Source organism: Mesorhizobium neociceri, from assembly GCF_013520985.1.
Taxonomy (GTDB): Bacteria; Pseudomonadota; Alphaproteobacteria; order Rhizobiales; family Rhizobiaceae; genus Mesorhizobium; species Mesorhizobium neociceri.
Genome location: NZ_JACDTY010000006.1, coordinates 267,426 through 283,069 on the forward strand (window position 1 = coordinate 267,426; position 15,644 = coordinate 283,069).

The window sequence follows — 15,644 nt, forward strand, 5'->3', positions numbered from 1 at the left end:
ACAGCTTCCTAGCTTGGCCCGGCCGCCATCGCTCCACTATGATTGGAGCGAGCAAGCGGGAGGATGAGGAATGACTGGGAAATTGCCGTTCGAAGCACTGTCGGTGGAGACGCTTACCGCGCGCCTCGGTACGAACGAAGCGCTGTGCGCCAGCATCGGCAAGGACACGAGCGCCTGGAAGGTGCGCGAGGTCGGCGATGGCAATCTGAACCTCGTCTTCATCGTCGAGGGCGCCTCGGGCGCAGCCGTCGTCAAGCAAGCCTTGCCCTATGTCCGCCTTGTCGGCGACAGCTGGCCGCTGCCGCTGAAGCGTTCCTTCTTCGAATATCACGCACTGACAAGGCAGGAAGCGCGCGCGCCGGGCTCGGTGCCGGCGATCTATCATTTCGACGAAGGCCAGGCGCTGATCATCATGGAGTATCTGGCGCCGCCGCACGTCATCCTACGCCGCGCCCTCATCGATGGCCGCCAGCTGCCGAACATTGCCAAGGATATCGGCCTGTTCATGGCCCGCACTTTGTTCCGCGGCTCCGATCTCTCGATGACGACCAAGGATCGCAAGGCCGACCTGGCGCTGTTCGCCGACAATGTCGAGCTCTGCGGCATCACCGAGGATCTGGTGTTTTCCGATCCCTATTTCGACGCCAAGCTGAACCGCCATACATCGCCGCAGCTTGACGGCCTGGTCGCCGAGCTGCGCGTCGACCGCGACCTCAAGGTCGAGGCGCAGCGGCTGAAGCATATCTTCGCCGCCAATGCCGAGACGCTGCTGCATGGCGATCTGCATTCCGGCTCGATCATGGTCACCGATACCGAGACAAGGATGATCGATCCGGAGTTCGCCTTTTACGGTCCGATGGCCTTCGACGTCGGCATGCTGCTCGCCAATTTCTGGATGTCCTTCTTCTCGCAGCGCGGCCACGAGCAGAACGGCAAGCGCGACGCGATGCGCGCCTATCTGCTCGAGGTCACCAACGAGACATGGTCGGTGTTCCGCGCCGAATTCTCGGCTCTGTGGCGCAGCGAGCGCACCGGCATGCTTTACCAGAAGAGCCTGTTCGAGGATCAGGGCGACGTCCTCGCCTCCGAGCAGGCGCTCGACCATGTGCTGCACCAGATATGGACCGACCTGCTCGGCTTTGCCGGCATCGAGGTGCACCGCCGCATTCTCGGCCTCGCTCACAATGCCGATTTCGAGACCATTGAAGACGAGGATCTGCGCGCCTCCTGCGAGGCCAAGGCGCTGAAGTTCGGACGCCACATCGCCGTCAACCGGCGCCATATCCACAGCATGGACGAGGTCAACAATCTGGCCACGCTGATCGAACGGGAGAGCAGGATTTGAACGTCGGCGATCGCCATTACCGCACCATCTGGCTGAGCGACGACAAGCGTTCGGTCGAGATCATCGACCAGCGCTGGCTGCCGCATGAATTTCGCGTGGAAAGGATCGGCACGGTCGACGGCATCGCCACCGCGATCCGCGACATGTGGGTGCGCGGCGCACCGCTGATCGGCGTCACCGCGGCCTACGGCGTCGCCATCCAGATGCTGGACGATCCGTCGGACGAAGCCCTCGACGCGGTCTGGGAGAGCCTGCACAAGACGCGGCCGACTGCGATCAATTTGCGCTGGGCGCTGGACGAGATGCGGCGCTCCTTGAAACCGATCGCACCGGCGCAACGCGCAGAAGCCGCTTACAAGCGCGCCGCCGAAATCGCCGACGAGGATGTCGGGTTAAACCGCGCCATCGGCGAAAACGGGCTTGCCATCATCAAGGAGATCGCGGCGCGCAAGAAGCCGGGCGAGCCGGTCAACATCCTTACCCATTGCAATGCCGGCTGGCTGGCGACGGTCGACTACGGCACCGCCACGTCGCCGATCTATCTCGCCGTCGAGGCCGGCATTCCTGTCCATGTCTACGTCGACGAGACGCGGCCGCGCAACCAGGGCGCCCAGCTGACCGCCTGGGAGATGGCCGGCCACGGCGTGCCGCACACGCTGATCGTCGACAATGCCGGCGGCCATCTGATGCAGCATGGCGACATCGACATGGTGATCGTCGGCACAGACCGCACGACGGCCAACGGCGATGTCTGCAACAAGATCGGCACCTATCTCAAGGCGCTCGCCGCCGCCGACAATGACGTGCCGTTCTATGTCGCGCTGCCGTCGCCGACCATCGACTGGACGGTGGGTGACGGGCTGACCGAGATCCCGATCGAGGAGCGCTCCGGCGACGAGGTGTCCTTGGTCTGGGGCAAGACCGCGGACGGCAAGATCGCGCAGGTGCGGGTTTCGCCTGAGGCGACGCCAGCGGCCAATCCTGCCTTCGATGTGACGCCGGCAAGGTTGGTGACCGGGCTGATCACCGAGCGCGGGGTGGCGAAGGCCTCGCGTGAGGGGTTGAAGGCTATGTTTCCGGAGCGGGGATAACAGCCAATCTCCCCCCTCGTGGGGGAGATGTCCGGCAGGACAGAGGGGGGCGCTGTCCCGCCAGCATAGCAATACTTGGATTGAGCCTGCTAACTTTCCCAATCCGATGGCTTCACGAACGAGATCGGCCGCGATCCTTCGCGCCCCCCTCTGCCCTGCCGGGCATCTCCCCCACGAGGGGGGAGATCGGCTAATCACCGATTGACAGCCCCTTCCCACCCTTCCATACCTCCCTCGTTAATGTTCTCAGGGCGGGGTGAAAGTCCCCACCGGCGGTAAGGGTTTCGGCCCAAGCCCGCGAGCGCTTTCCGGCAACGGAAGGGTCAGCAGATCCGGTGTGATTCCGGAGCCGACGGTTACAGTCCGGATGGAAGAGAACGAAACGGAAAACGGACCATTCGCGCGGGCCGGATTTCGTATCGTGCGTCCTGATTCTGGTTCGAAACGGAAGGATGGACCCATGAATCAGCATATTCCAAAAGACTATGAAACGACCCGCATCGCCGTCATTCGCGCGCGCTGGCACGCCGATATCGTCGACCAATGCGTGCAAGCTTTCGAGACGGAACTTGCCGCTCTCGGCGGTGGGCGCTTCGCCGTCGATGTGTTCGACGTACCGGGCGCCTTTGAAATCCCGCTGTACGCCAAGACACTGGCTGCGACCGGCCGCTACGCCGCGATCCTCGGCACCGCTTTTGTCGTCAATGGCGGCATCTATCGCCACGATTTCGTGGCGGCCGCCGTGCTCGACGGCATGATGACAGTGCAGTTGTCGAGCGGCGTGCCGGTGCTTTCGGCGGTGCTGACGCCGCACAATTATCACGACAGCGGCGAGCACCACCGCTTCTTCTTCGAGCACTTCACCGTCAAGGGCAAGGAAGCGGCCAATGCCTGCGTTCAGATCCTGGCCGCGCGGGCGTCAATCGCCGCCTGAGCCAAGGAAAACGCCCGGATTTCAGCCCTGCAACAAGAATTGCGGCCTCGGCGGCTGCTGACGGTTGCCGTTCTGCCGAAATCCGGCCAGAAGCATCTGGGTCGGCAACCGGCCGGCCCGCGACGTTGCGCTTGAAACCAGATACGGGAGACTATTGGGTGGCTCGCATAACACTGAGACAATTGCTCGATCACGCCGCCGAATACGGCTACGGCGTACCCGCTTTCAACATGAACAATATGGAACAGGGCCTCGCCATCATGGAGGCGGCCGAGGAGACCAAGTCGCCGGTCATCCTGCAGGCCAGCCGCGGCGCCCGCGCCTACGCCAATGACGTGGTGCTCGCCAAGCTGATCGACGCGCTGGTCGAAATCCACCCCGACATTCCGGTCTGCATGCATCTCGACCACGGCAACAACGAAGCCACTTGCGTCACCGCCATCCAGTACGGCTTCACCTCGGTGATGATGGACGGCTCGCTGAAGGAAGACGGCAAGACGCCGGCCGACTATGCCTATAACTCAGGCATCACCCGGCGCGTCGTCGACATGGCGCATTGGGGCGGCGTGTCGGTCGAAGGCGAGATCGGCGTGCTCGGCTCGCTCGAGAGCGGCGGCGGCGAGCAGGAAGACGGCCACGGCGTCGAGGGCGCGATCAGCCACGACCAGCTTTTGACCGATCCGGTTCAGGCGGTGGAGTTCGTCAAGGACACCCATGTCGACGCGCTGGCGGTGGCCATGGGCACCAGCCACGGCGCCTACAAATTCTCGCGCAAGCCGGACGGCGCGGTGCTGGCGATGAACGTCATCGAGGAGATCCACCGCCGGCTGCCCAACATGCATCTGGTCATGCACGGCTCGTCCTCTGTGCCGGAGGACCTGCAGGAGATCATCAACAAATATGGCGGCCAGATGAAGCCGACCTGGGGTGTGCCGGTGGAGGAGATCCAGCGCGGCATCAAGCACGGCGTGCGCAAGATCAACATCGACACCGACAACCGCATGGCGCTGACCGGCGCCATCCGCAAGGTGCTGACCGAGAACCCGAGCGAGTTCGATCCGCGCAAATATCTGACGCCGGCGATGGCCGCGATGAGGAAGCTGTGCAAGGAGCGCTTCGAGCAGTTCGGCACCGCCGGCAACGCGCAGAAGATCAAGCCGCTGCCGGTTGCTGAGATGGCCAAGCGGTACAAGTCAGGTAGTCTTGATCCGAAGTTTGGGTGAGTTGACCTGACCTTACCTTCTCCCCTTGTGGGAGAGGGTGTCGCCGAAGGCGACGGATGAGGGGTGTTCCAGCGGAGTGAGGCGTTGGCGTTTCCTGGAACACCCCTCATCCGTCTCGGCGCTGCGCGCCGATCCACCTTCTCTCACAAGGGGAGAAGGAAAGAGAGGGCGGTGCCGCTCTCACGCTCTTCTTAGAAACTCAATCACCATCGCCGCCGTCCAGGTGAAGCGGCCGCCACCTAATGGCCCCCCGGTGAGCGGGTCGTAATATTCGGCAAAGCCGCTCTCCCGGATCAGGTCGAGGCTGGACTGGGTGATGCGCCGGGCGACGTCGCCACGGCCGCCAGCAGTAAGCCCGTCGGCGATCATGTAGTTGACGACCAGCCAGACCGGGCCGCGCCAGTAGCGCTTGGCGTCGAGGCGCGGATCGTCGGGATCGTGTGATGGCACGACATAGCGCGCTCTGCCGGCAAGATGCTCGACGCGCGCCGCGAGCGCCGCCGCGCGAAGTTCTGGAATGGCCGCGAAGGCGGCCAAGATACCGCCGACGGAGGCGCTGTCGATCAGCTGGCCTGTGGTGCGGTCGAGACAGAGATATTGGCCGTGCGCGTCGCTCCACAGCCGCTCCATCGCCGTCAGGCCCTTTTGGGCACGGTCGCGGTTGGCTTCGGCGATCTTGCTCTCGCCGAGCGCTTCGGCGAGATCGGCAAGGTCGGCGCAGGCGCGGATGAGGATGGCGTTGAAGCCGGGGTCGACGACCTGGAACGGCGAAGCGTCGTGCAGCCTGGCATTGTCCCAGCCGAGTGAGCGAAAATGCTGCAGCAGCCAGAGATAGCGGTCGTATTGCTCTTTCGTCGGGCGGTGCGCCGGATCGGCATGCAGCGTGTCGCGACGCGTGTAGGGCTCGACGCCTTCGGTGGGCACGCGCTCGAACGCATCGTCCCAGTCGATGGAATTGTCGCGGCCGGATTCCCAGGGATGGATGATGGCGACCAGCCCCTCGCCTTTGGGATCGCGGTTTTCGTAGAACCAGCGGTGCCAGGCATCGATCTTGGGCAGCAGAGCGCGCGCCCGCGCGGCCGCCAATGTCTTGTCCCTGGCGCGGTCGAACAGGCGGCGCACGGCAAAGCCGGCGACGGCCGGCTGGGTGATGCCGGAAGTCTCTGTCGGCCGACCCGTGCGCCAGACATCGGGCCCGGGAAAATAGCCGTCGTTCCAGACATGGAAGATGATGTGCGGCACCATGCCGTCCGGCCATTGGTGGGCAAACAAAGTGTCGATCTCGGTCCAGGCGCGCGCCTCGTCGTAGTGGGCAAGACCAAGCGCGGTCAGGCAGGAATCCCAGTTCCACTGGAAGGGGTAAAGACCTTTGGTCGGGATGGTGTAGGCGCCTTGGTCGTTTTCCCTGAGCACCTCGACGGCGCGGGCGATGGTTTCGTCGACGGCTAGAGAAGTCATGGAAGGCATTTGTCTTTCTGGTTCAAAGGGCATTGGTGGTTTCGGGATCGAACCAGCGGATGCGGTCGGCTTTGGGCGCGAGCCGCAGATCCTCGCCGACCTTGATGCCGGCGTTAGAGTCCAGGGTGGCGCGGAACAGGCCGCCCTCAACATCGCAAGTGACCAGCGTGTGCGGCCCGAGCGGCTCGATGACGCGCACGGTTGCGTGCAGGCCTTCGCTGCCGGCATCGACGTCTTCCGGGCGGATGGCGAATTCTATTGTCTGCTTGTCCGATTTCGGGCCGGCCAACGTCAGTCCGGCGACGCTCCAGCTGCCATTTCCGGCCTTGGTCGCTGGGACAAAATTCATCGGCGGATTGCCGATGAAGGAGCCGACGAAACGCGCCGCCGGATTGCGGTAGACCTCGACCGGCGACGCGGCCTGGACGATGCGGCCCTGATGCATGACCGCGATGCGGTCGGCAAGGCTCATCGCTTCGACCTGGTCGTGGGTGACGTAGATGGTGGTGGTCTTCGATGCCGCGAGCACGCCCTTGAGTTCGGCCCGCATTTCCAGCCGCAGCAAAGCGTCGAGATTGGACAGCGGCTCGTCCATCAGGATGACATCCGGCTCCATGGCGAGTGCGCGGGCGACCGCGACACGCTGGCGCTGGCCGCCGGACAGCTGGCCGGAATAGCGCTTCAACAGTTGCTCGATGTGCATGAGTTCGGCGGTGCGGTTGACGCGGCGCTCGACATCGGCCTGCGGCAGTTTCTTCATGCGCAGGCCGAAGGCAATGTTTTCGAACACGGTCAGATGCGGGAAGACGGCGTAGTTCTGGAACACCATGGCGATGCCGCGCTCGCGCGGTGTCAGATGGTCGACACGGCGGCCACCGATCCAGACCTCGCCCTGGCTCGGCGTCTCCAGCCCGGCGACAATGCGCAGCAGCGTAGTCTTGCCGCAGCCGGACGCGCCGAGCAGCACCATGAATTCCTGGTCGGCAATGGCGAGGTCGACCTGATGCAAAGCGGTGAAGCCACCGAAGCGTTTGGCCACGCCCTTGATCGCGATTTCAGCCATGGGCCTTCTCCGTGTCGCGTGTCATCGGTTGGCGATCCCCCACATGGCGAACAGATATTTGCGCACGGCGAAGATGAAGATCAGCGCCGGCACGACCAGCGCCGCGCCGCCGGCAAATTTGAGGTAGAGCGGCGACTCGCCGAGGCTTTGCAGAAGGAAGGCGGTCAGCGTGCGGTTCTCGATGGTGAGCACTGCGGCGGCAAACACCTCGTTCCAGGAGATGGTGAAGGCGAACACGGCCGAGGCCGCGATGCCGGGCAGCGCCAGCGGCAGGATGACCTTGCGAAAGGCCTGCAGCCTGGTGCAGCCCAATGTCCAGGCGGCTTCCTCGAGTTCGACCGGAATGCCGGAGAACAGCGAGAAGGTGATCAGCACCGCAAAGGGCAGCGCCAGCGTGGTGTGGACCAGCGCCAGGCCGATGGCGGTGTCGTCGAGGCCGGTGCGGATGAACATCACCGCCAGCGGCAACGCCAGCAGCGGCAGCGGGAACGCCCGCGTCATCAGCACCAGGAAACGGAAGGTGCCCTTGCCCGGGAAATCGAAACGCGACAGCGCATAGCCGGCCGGCGCGCCGAAGCCGATCGACAGGATCATCGTCAGCGTGGCGACGAGAACCGAGTTCCACAGTGCCCTGGCAACGCCGGCGAAATTGACGAAGAACGACAGACTGCCGAGATCGAAGGCGGGGAAGAAACGCTTGGGGAAAGCGGTCACCGCATCGGGTGACGACAGCGCATTGACGATCAGCAGATAGATCGGCAGCAGCACCCAGACGCAGAGCAGGATGGCGGTGGCGATCAGCAGCCAGTCGCCGGCCTTGCGCGCATCCGCGACTGCCGCGACCGGGGCCTGCGTGACCGCGCTCATATGCGTGCCTCCTTGGGCACGCGCAGCACTCTAAGGAAGAACAGCGTGAAGCCGATCGAGATGGCGAGGATGAGCAGCGCCGAGGCGGCGGCGACGTTGCTGTCCTGTAGCGTGAATTGCCAGTTGTAGGTCTCGCCCATCAGCACCGGCAGATTGGTGCCGCCAAGGGCTGCGACGACGGCGAAGACCTCGAAGGCGAGGATGACGCGCAGGATGATCGCCGTCTGCAGACTGGGGCGCAGCAACGGCAGCGTGATGCGCACGAAGCGCTTCCACGGGCCGGCGCCGAACACTTCCGCCGCTTCGTAATATTCCTTGGGGATGAGCCCCATGCCGGCGACAAGGATGACCATCATGATGGCGGTTGCGCGCCAGATCTCGGCCAGCGCGACGGCGATGAAGATGGTGAGTTTGCTCTGGTAGCCGAGGAACATGATCGGGCGGTCGACGACGCCGAGGTGGGAAAGCAGCGTGTTGAGGAAACCGGACTGGTCGAAGATGGCGAGCCAGATCAGGCCGGCGGCAAGGTCAGAGATGCCGAGCGGAATGGCGAAGATGTAGAGCGCTGCACTGCGCCCGGTTTCCAGCCGCGACACCACGCTCGCCATTAGCAGCGCCATCACCAGCTGGATCGGCACGACGATTGCCGCGAGCAGCAGCGTGTTGCGCACGGTGACCGGAAACTTCCAGCTGCCGGCCATGGTGCGGAAATTGTCGAGCGTGAAGGCGCCATCGCGGGTCACGGCCTCAAAGGCGACCAGCACGAACGGATAGAGGAAGAAGATGCACAGGAACAAGGTCGCCGGCATCAGCAGCAGATAGGGCAGAGCCTTGCCGTGCATGGTGATGTCCTTTGTTGCGGCCAAGTGGTGCGGCCAAGCGGTGCGGTCAAGCGGTGCAGTCTGGGCGCCCGGAGTGCAACAAACTCCGGACGCCCCTCGGGAGGAAGTCTTATTGTTTGACCATGATCTTTTCCGAAAACCGGCCTCCACTTTTCGCTTATGCGGTCCTTCGGTTCGGGATCGTGGCCTAGTCGACCGGGCAAGCGCCCGTGGATGGCTTGTCGGGCGCCCAGCACGGCGCCTTGGCCTGTTCGATCAGGGCTTTGAGTGCGGCCGCCTGCTCTTCGAGCACGCCATGCACATCCTCGCCACCGAGCACGATGCGCTCGAAGGAGTCGGTGTAGACCTGGTTGAACTTGCCGCCGAGATCGCCGAGCCCCATCGGCAGCAGCGCCGGCAGCGCGTCGGGTGCACCGGTCATGGTGGTGATCGCCGGGCCGAACGCCTTGACCGAAGCCGGCATGCCGTCGGGCAGCTTGACGTCGACGACGGGGAAGAAATTGGTCGCCTTGAGCGTCGCGATCTGCGTCTCCGGCTTCAGCATATAGGCGACCAGCGCCTTGGCCTTGTCCATGTCGGGCGAGGTCTTCGGGATGGCGACACCGGCCACCACCGGCATGAAGCCGCGGCCGGCGGGGCCGGCTGGTGCGGGGAAGGCGACGAACTCGTCCGGCTTCTTGTTGAAGGCATCGGCGAGCCGCGCGACATGGTCGAACGCGACCCACACTTCACCCGAGAGCAGCGGTTCCTGCATGAAGGCGTAGTTGGTCGAGTTCGGGTTGGTATACTGCCAGAGCTCCTTGAACTTGTTCCAGGCGGTCTCGGCCTCGGGTGAGCGGAACTTGGTCACCATCGAGCCGGTGTAGGACGGATAAAGGAAGCCTTCGAAGAAGCGGTGCTTCAGCCCCTTCGGGCCGGCCGGAAAACCGAATTTGGGCGAGCCGGTTTTCTCGGCGATGTTCTTCGACCATTCGATCAGCTGGTCGTAAGTGATGGTGTTGAGATCGACGCCTTGCGGCAGATATTGCAGTGCCTGCTTGTTGGCCGCCATCAGGTAGGTGGCCTGCATCCACGGCATGTATTTCTGTTCGCCGGTGCCGAGCATGCCGAGCTTCTTGTAGGCCTCGTTGACCTTGACGCCGCCGACATCGACAGCGGAGAGATCGACAAGGTTGGCGCCGACGGTGGAGAAGTCGCCATGCAGGCCGCCAAGCAGGCCGATGGTGCCGGTGCCGGCCTGCAGTTCGGCCTGCAGGCGGGTGAGCCAGGGACCGTCCTCGGCGACCTGATAATCGACGGCGCCGTCAAAGCCCTTCAGCACCTCGTCGCGCATCTTCTGGGTCTCTTCGACCGGGCGCGCCTGCGTCGACCAGAACAGCACCTGCTGCGCCTGCGCACCGCCAATGGCAAACGACAGCGCCATCGCGGCCCCCGCCAATGTCCTCAACATTTTCATCATGGTCTTCCTCCCTGGATATGCGCCGTCGTTGCGGCGTCAGCTTCTTGTCTGCGGTGCAGGCCCGTGGCTGGCGCGCGGCACCAGCGTCGGCCGGATCAGCCGCGTCAGCGGCGCTGTGGGCCGTTCGGCGATGACGGTGAGCAGCATGTCGGCGATCTCGCGCGCGCACTGGCGGATCGAGGCGTCGAAGGTGGTCAGGCCGGGCGGCGCATAAGCAGAGGCGACGACATTGTCGAAGCCGACGACCGAGAGATCGCGCGGCACGCTGAGGCCGGCGCGCACCGCCTCCTCCATCACCGTCAGCGCCAGCTCGTCGAACAAAGCGATGACAGCCGTCGGCCGCTCGGGCTGTTGCAGCATGCGGTTGATCGCCTGGATGCGGGCGCCGCGATCGAAGCGCGGCGCTGTCGCCACATCGAGGCGCACCGACGGATCGCCGCGCCGGCCGATGGCGGCGGCAAGGCCGTCCTGTCGCAGATGACGGAAGGTCATCGGCTCGGAAATCGTCACCAGGCCGAAATGGCGGTGGCCGAGATCATAGAGCATGTCGAAGGCTTCGCCGAAAGCGTGGGCGCCATCGGTATCGAGCCAATTGTAGGCAAAGTCGCTGTCGAGCAGGCGACCGTGGGCGACGAAGGGAAAGCCGCGCTCGCGCAGATAGGCGAGCCGCTCGTCGACCTCGGCGATGCGGGTGACGACGACGCCGTCGGCGCGACCGGATTCGACGACATGGCGCAGCACCGACAGTTCGGACTGGCCAAGAGCCGCCGTGGCGAGGATGAGGTCGGCGCCATGCGACACCAGCCCTTCGCCAAGCCCGGTGACGAATTCGCCGAGAAAGGAATCGACGAGGTTGGGGCCGCGGATCGGCAGCACCAGGCCGACGAACCCGCTGCGGCCAGAGACAAGCGTGCGCGCCGCCGTGTTGGGGACGTAACCGGCCTGGCGCGCCGCTTGCGCGACACGCTCGCGCGTCCTCAGGGCGATCTGCTCATGTCCGGCAAGGGCCCGCGACACCGTCGTTATCGACAGGTCGAGGCTCGCCGCAAGCTCCTTCAACGTGGTGACGCGGGGTGGCAACCGTTCCTCCCGAAACGAAGTGTTGAAACGTTTGTAATGCGCTCTGGGAAAATTGCAAACGTTTTAAATCGACGTGAGGCGGAAGCGCCGATTTGCGAAATAGCTATCGAAACGGTTGGGATAAAAAAGGCCGGGCGCGAAAGCGGCCCGGCCAAAAGAAGGTCAAGAACCTTCAGAGGGGAACACCGTTCGGTGGAATGGGAGGAAACCGCCGAACGATAATTCCTGTATGCGCGTATTCGCGGCGGTTGACGACGAACAGCTTTCTAAAACAGCGTGAGATTCAGAAATTTCGTTCTCGTCTTCGAAGATTTCAGCCGGCTGAGGCGCCGGTCTCCAGGAGATCCGCATAGTGCCGTCGCGCCACGTCGGGATGCGAGCGCAGGCGGCTTTTCAGCACATTGGTGCCGACATTGCGAAACAACGGATTGTCGGGATCGCTGGCCGGCCCGCGCGCTTCGGCCGAAAGTTCCTCGGGCAGATCGAGCAGCGGGATGGTCGCATCGAGCCGGGCACTGAAGAAGAACGGGACCGAGACGCGCTCAACACCGGCCGGCGGCGTCACCACGCGGTGGACGGTTGCCCGGAGATAGCCGTTGGAGGCCAGTTCGAGCAGTTCGCCGATATTGACCACCAGCGTGTCGGGCAGCGGATCGACATCGACCCAGCTGCCGTCATATTCGACCTGCAGCCCCTTGTTTTCGTCCTGCAACAAAAGCGTCAGGAAACCGCCATCCTTGTGCGCGCCGACGCCCTGGTCGTCGCCTGTGGAATCACGGCCGGGGTAGCGCACGATCTTCATGCGATGATTGGGCTCGGCCCGGTAGATCTGATCGAAGGCATCCTCGGCCTGGTCGAGCGACAAGGCGAAGGCGCTGAGCAGACGGATCGCCACCGCCGTCGCCTTGGTCTGCCAGGCCAGCAGCGCCGGCCTCAGTTCCGGCAGTGCCGCCGGCCATTGGTTCGGTCCTTGCAGCCGCGTCCAGACGGGCACGCCGGGGCCTTGCGCGATGGTCGGGCGCTCGACACCGATGTCGAGCTGTTCGCGCCAATCGGCCTTGCCTTTGGTCAGCTCGCCGCCGGCGCGCGTATAGCCGCGGAACTGCGAGGATTTGACCATTTCGATGGCCAGCTTGTCGGCTTCCGGCAGAGCGAAGAAGCGGCGTGAGGCGGCGAGCACTTCGGCGGTATCCGCAGCGGATATGCCGTGGCCGGTCAAATAGAAGAAGCCGACGTCCCGCGCGGCCGTGCGCAGGTCGAAGAGAAACGTTCGCTGCTCGGAAGCGCCCTGTTCGAAGCGGCTGAGATCAAGCACGGGTACGATCCTGGGCATGGTCAAGCTCCTTGTTTGCCGGCCCCGCAGTCACGTTGGCACGCAGGCTGGTCCAATCAAAGCAATGCGCAATCCAATCTCGAGGCTGATGGAGAATGCCGGCGCTGTCTTTTGCAGACTGCCGGCAAATAATGTTCGCGGACACTCATCCGCGCCGATCCAGTCTTGCGACCAGCCGGTCGCCGACCCACTGGATGCCGCAGACGAGGATGATGAGCACGATGACGACGGCGACCATGACGCTTGTCTCGAAGCGCTGGTAGCCGTAGCGGATGGCGAGGTCGCCAAGCCCGCCGGCACCAATCGCGCCGGCCATGGCCGAGGCGCCGATCAGCGTCACCAGCGTCACGGTGAAACCGGCGACAATGCCGGGCAGTGCTTCGGGCACCAGCACCTCGCGGATGATCGTCCAGCGGTTGCCGCCCATGGCGCGCGCCGCCTCGATCAGGCCGCGATCGACCTCGCGCAGCGACACTTCGGCGATGCGGGCATAGTAGGGCGTCGCCGCAATCGACAGCGGCACGATCGCCGCCCAGGTGCCGATCGAGGTGCCGACGATCAGCCGCGTCACCGGGATCAATGCCACGAGCAGAATGATGAAGGGCACCGAGCGGAAGCCATTGATGACGGCGCCGAGAGCGCGGTTCACCCACAGGTTTTCGGCAATGCCGCCGCGCTCGGTGGCAATCAATGCCAGGCCGAGCGGCAGGCCGAACACCAGCGAGATGAGGCCGGACGCCGCCGTCATCAGGATCGTCTCCCAGATCGAACGCAGCAGAAGTTCAAACAGAACCGGCGACATGACCAAGCACCTCCACCCGCGCTTCACGGGCCTTCAGAAAAGCGATCACTTCGGCGAGATGGCGCTCATCATCGCCCGCCACCGCCAGGAACAGCGTGCCGACGGGCTGCTGCTGGACATGATCGATGCCGCCATGGACGAGGCGGAATGGACCCGGAACAGCCACCGCAAGGTCGGACAGCAGCGGACCGCGCGCGGCCTCTCCGGCGACGTCGATCCTGAGGATGAGCTCGGCGCCGGCCCCGGGAACAAGCCGGCCGGCAATCTCGGCCGGCAGTTGCGGGCGAATGCCGCCGAGCAGGCTCCTGGTGATTTCGGAGCGCGGCTCGGCAAAGACCGACCATACCGGACCCTGCTCGACGATGCGGCCGGCATCGATCACCGCGACGCGGTCGGCGATCGAACGGATCACCTCCATCTCGTGGGTGATGAGCAGGATGGTGAGGCCGAGCTGCCGGTTGATGTCTTTCAGCAAGGCCAGGATCGAGCGTGTGGTCTCCGGATCGAGCGCCGAGGTCGCCTCGTCGGACAGCAGCAACGCCGGCCGCGCGGCCAGCGCCCTGGCAATGCCGACGCGCTGCTTCTGGCCGCCCGACAGCGAGGCCGGATAGGCTTTGGCTTTCTCCGACAGGCCGACGAGGTCGAGCAGTTCGGCGGCGCGTGCCAGCCGCTCGGCTTTGGGACGGCCTTCGATCTTCAGCGGCAGCGCGACATTGTCCTCGACGGTCTTGGCCGACAGCAGGTTGAAGTGCTGGAAGATCATGCCGATGCGCCGGCGCAGCGGCTGCAGTTCGCGCTCGGCGAGCCGGCCGATCTCGCGGCCCTCGATGAAGACGTCGCCGGAATCCGGCCGCTCCAGCCCGTTGAGGCAGCGGATCAGCGTGGACTTGCCGGCGCCGCTGCGGCCGATGATGCCGAGGATCTCGCCCTTACGCACCGTCAGCGAGACGCCGTCGAGCGCCGGCGTCGCGCCAAAGCGCCGCTTGAGGTCGACGAGGCGGACGACATCCTCCTGCCCGGCGGCAGCTATGTTGACCGGGTCGGCCAGTTCGGCCGTGACGTGCTGGTTCATCTCACTATCCGTTTCGACGGTGCACAAATGCGACAGCGGCCCGCTCAAAAGCGGGCCGCCTGCTCCTGACAACCAGGCGCCGATCAATAAGCACTGATCCCGGTGCCCTTGTAGACCTTGTCGAACTCGGCCTTGACCTTCTCGTTCTGGTAGGATGCGACCAGCGTCTTCACCCAAGCCTCGTTCTCATTGCCGGATTTGACGGCGATGAAGTTGCGGTAGGGATTGTCGGCAACCGGCTCCTGGGCGATGCGATTGTCGGGGCCAAGACCGCTCTTCAGCGCCCAGTCGGTGTTGACGACGGCCGCGTCGAGATCCTCGACCGAACGCCCGACGATACCGGCGTCTAGCTCCTTGATGACGACCTTCTTCGGGTTTTCGGCGATGTCGGCGGTGGTCGCCAGGATGCCGGTTCCGTCCTTGAGCTTGATCACGCCCTCGTTCTGCAGCACGCGCAGCGCGCGGCCTTCATTGGATGGATCGTTGGGCAGGCCGATGACGGCGCCTTCGGGCAGGTCGGCGACCTTGGTGTATTTCTTGGAGTAGAGGCCGATTGGCCAGACGCCAGTGTAGCCGACGCGCACGATGTGGTACCCTTGAGTCTTGATCTGGTTGTCGAGATAGGGCTGGTGCTGGAAGGCGTTGGCGTCGATCTCGCCGCGCTCGAGCGCCTCGTTGGGCTGGGTGTAATCGTTGAACACCACGGTCTCGATGGCCAGGCCTTTTTCGGCGGCCTGAGCAACCACCACTCGCCAGACATCTTCATCCTCGCCGCTGATGATGCCAACCTTGATCGCCTTCTTGTCTTCGGCAAAGGACGGTGTCGGCTGGGCCAGGCCGACAAGCGTGACGGCCGATGCAAAAAGTGCCGCAAGGGCAGCACGCCGGCTGATGGCTGATAAAAGAAGAGCGTTGGAAGCGTTTCCGCGTTCGGACATTGTCGATCCCTCGTAATCCTGAAGTCATTGCGGCTTGGTGGAATACCAAGCCTTGACGACATCATCGGCAATGCTGTTTGCCGGATCAAAGAACCGCATTTCTTCTCAAACGCCGAGCCGGGAATATTCTCTCAAAG

The 15,644-nt window shown here is 64.2% G+C and carries 14 protein-coding genes and 1 riboswitch; of the genes, 4 read left to right on the forward strand and 10 right to left on the reverse strand.

Translation table 11 applies throughout. The features are described 5' to 3' along the window. The first annotated feature begins 70 nt into the window (after positions 1-70). The 4 genes from mtnK to fba all read left to right on the forward strand — a co-directional run bounded on the left by mtnK (position 71) and on the right by fba (position 4,593). Entirely contained in the window at positions 71-1,345 is a 1,275-nt protein-coding gene (gene mtnK, locus H0241_RS15150; protein WP_181058464.1) for an S-methyl-5-thioribose kinase, read from the forward strand. After that, complete coding sequence (gene mtnA, locus H0241_RS15155; RefSeq protein ID WP_181058465.1) at positions 1,342-2,436, forward strand: S-methyl-5-thioribose-1-phosphate isomerase; 1,095 nt, start codon at positions 1,342-1,344, stop codon at positions 2,434-2,436. Before mtnK ends, mtnA begins: the two co-directional genes overlap by 4 nt. 238 nt (positions 2,437-2,674) lie before the next feature. Continuing rightward, a riboswitch (FMN riboswitch) is annotated at positions 2,675-2,819 on the forward strand. A gap of 77 nt (positions 2,820-2,896) precedes the next feature. Continuing rightward, entirely contained in the window at positions 2,897-3,370 is a 474-nt protein-coding gene (locus H0241_RS15160; protein ID WP_181058466.1) for a 6,7-dimethyl-8-ribityllumazine synthase, read from the forward strand. A 158-nt stretch (positions 3,371-3,528) separates the two neighbouring features. Beyond that, the gene (fba, locus tag H0241_RS15165; protein ID WP_023729260.1) at positions 3,529-4,593 is read left to right on the forward strand and encodes a class II fructose-bisphosphate aldolase; all 1,065 of its coding nucleotides are present in this window, start codon (positions 3,529-3,531) and stop codon (positions 4,591-4,593) included. Positions 4,594-4,773: 180 nt separating this feature from the next. Here the strand turns inward: fba and H0241_RS15170 are convergent, their stop codons facing one another. The 10 genes from H0241_RS15170 to H0241_RS15215 form a co-directional block, all read right to left on the reverse strand. Continuing rightward, on the reverse strand, positions 4,774-6,051 hold the full coding sequence (locus H0241_RS15170) for an MGH1-like glycoside hydrolase domain-containing protein (protein ID WP_181058467.1): 1,278 nt from the start codon (positions 6,049-6,051) through the stop codon (positions 4,774-4,776). 22 nt (positions 6,052-6,073) lie between these two features. Then, complete coding sequence (locus H0241_RS15175) at positions 6,074-7,114, reverse strand: ABC transporter ATP-binding protein (protein ID WP_181058468.1); 1,041 nt, start codon at positions 7,112-7,114, stop codon at positions 6,074-6,076. A gap of 21 nt (positions 7,115-7,135) precedes the next feature. Continuing rightward, positions 7,136-7,981, reverse strand: a complete 846-nt coding sequence (locus H0241_RS15180; protein ID WP_181058469.1) for a carbohydrate ABC transporter permease — start codon at positions 7,979-7,981, stop codon at positions 7,136-7,138. Beyond that, positions 7,978-8,829 carry a carbohydrate ABC transporter permease gene (locus tag H0241_RS15185; protein ID WP_407941747.1) on the reverse strand — a complete coding sequence of 284 codons (852 nt, stop codon included), beginning with the start codon at positions 8,827-8,829 and terminating at the stop codon, positions 7,978-7,980. The genes H0241_RS15180 and H0241_RS15185 overlap by 4 nt, the downstream gene beginning before the upstream one ends. A 181-nt stretch (positions 8,830-9,010) precedes the next feature. Further along, a complete protein-coding gene (locus tag H0241_RS15190) occupies positions 9,011-10,282 on the reverse strand; it encodes an ABC transporter substrate-binding protein (RefSeq protein WP_181058471.1) in 1,272 nt (423 codons plus the stop codon). 36 nt (positions 10,283-10,318) lie between these two features. Then, a complete protein-coding gene (locus H0241_RS15195; protein WP_181058472.1) occupies positions 10,319-11,362 on the reverse strand; it encodes a substrate-binding domain-containing protein in 1,044 nt (347 codons plus the stop codon). A 313-nt stretch (positions 11,363-11,675) separates the two neighbouring features. Continuing rightward, positions 11,676-12,695: an isopenicillin N synthase family dioxygenase gene (locus H0241_RS15200; protein ID WP_181058473.1), complete on the reverse strand. Its 1,020-nt coding sequence runs from the start codon at positions 12,693-12,695 to the stop codon at positions 11,676-11,678. Between the two features lie 145 nt (positions 12,696-12,840). Beyond that, positions 12,841-13,497 carry a methionine ABC transporter permease gene (locus H0241_RS15205; RefSeq protein WP_181058474.1) on the reverse strand — a complete coding sequence of 219 codons (657 nt, stop codon included), beginning with the start codon at positions 13,495-13,497 and terminating at the stop codon, positions 12,841-12,843. Beyond that, the gene (locus tag H0241_RS15210) at positions 13,478-14,569 is read right to left on the reverse strand and encodes a methionine ABC transporter ATP-binding protein (protein WP_181058475.1); all 1,092 of its coding nucleotides are present in this window, start codon (positions 14,567-14,569) and stop codon (positions 13,478-13,480) included. Before H0241_RS15210 ends, H0241_RS15205 begins: the two co-directional genes overlap by 20 nt. A gap of 83 nt (positions 14,570-14,652) precedes the next feature. Next, the gene (locus tag H0241_RS15215; protein ID WP_181058476.1) at positions 14,653-15,507 is read right to left on the reverse strand and encodes a MetQ/NlpA family lipoprotein; all 855 of its coding nucleotides are present in this window, start codon (positions 15,505-15,507) and stop codon (positions 14,653-14,655) included. Positions 15,508-15,644 lie beyond the last annotated feature (137 nt).

Coding starts and splice junctions, on each gene's coding strand:
- H0241_RS15205 (WP_181058474.1), bottom strand. CDS start 13,497: ATGTCGCCGGTTCTGTTTGAACTTCTGCTGCGTTCGATCTGGGAGACG.
- H0241_RS15180 (WP_181058469.1), bottom strand. CDS start 7,981: ATGAGCGCGGTCACGCAGGCCCCGGTCGCGGCAGTCGCGGATGCGCGC.
- H0241_RS15160 (WP_181058466.1), top strand. CDS start 2,897: ATGAATCAGCATATTCCAAAAGACTATGAAACGACCCGCATCGCCGTC.
- H0241_RS15215 (WP_181058476.1), bottom strand. CDS start 15,507: ATGTCCGAACGCGGAAACGCTTCCAACGCTCTTCTTTTATCAGCCATC.
- mtnK (WP_181058464.1), top strand. CDS start 71: ATGACTGGGAAATTGCCGTTCGAAGCACTGTCGGTGGAGACGCTTACC.
- H0241_RS15190 (WP_181058471.1), bottom strand. CDS start 10,282: ATGATGAAAATGTTGAGGACATTGGCGGGGGCCGCGATGGCGCTGTCG.
- H0241_RS15170 (WP_181058467.1), bottom strand. CDS start 6,051: ATGACTTCTCTAGCCGTCGACGAAACCATCGCCCGCGCCGTCGAGGTG.
- H0241_RS15175 (WP_181058468.1), bottom strand. CDS start 7,114: ATGGCTGAAATCGCGATCAAGGGCGTGGCCAAACGCTTCGGTGGCTTC.
- H0241_RS15210 (WP_181058475.1), bottom strand. CDS start 14,569: ATGAACCAGCACGTCACGGCCGAACTGGCCGACCCGGTCAACATAGCT.
- H0241_RS15200 (WP_181058473.1), bottom strand. CDS start 12,695: ATGCCCAGGATCGTACCCGTGCTTGATCTCAGCCGCTTCGAACAGGGC.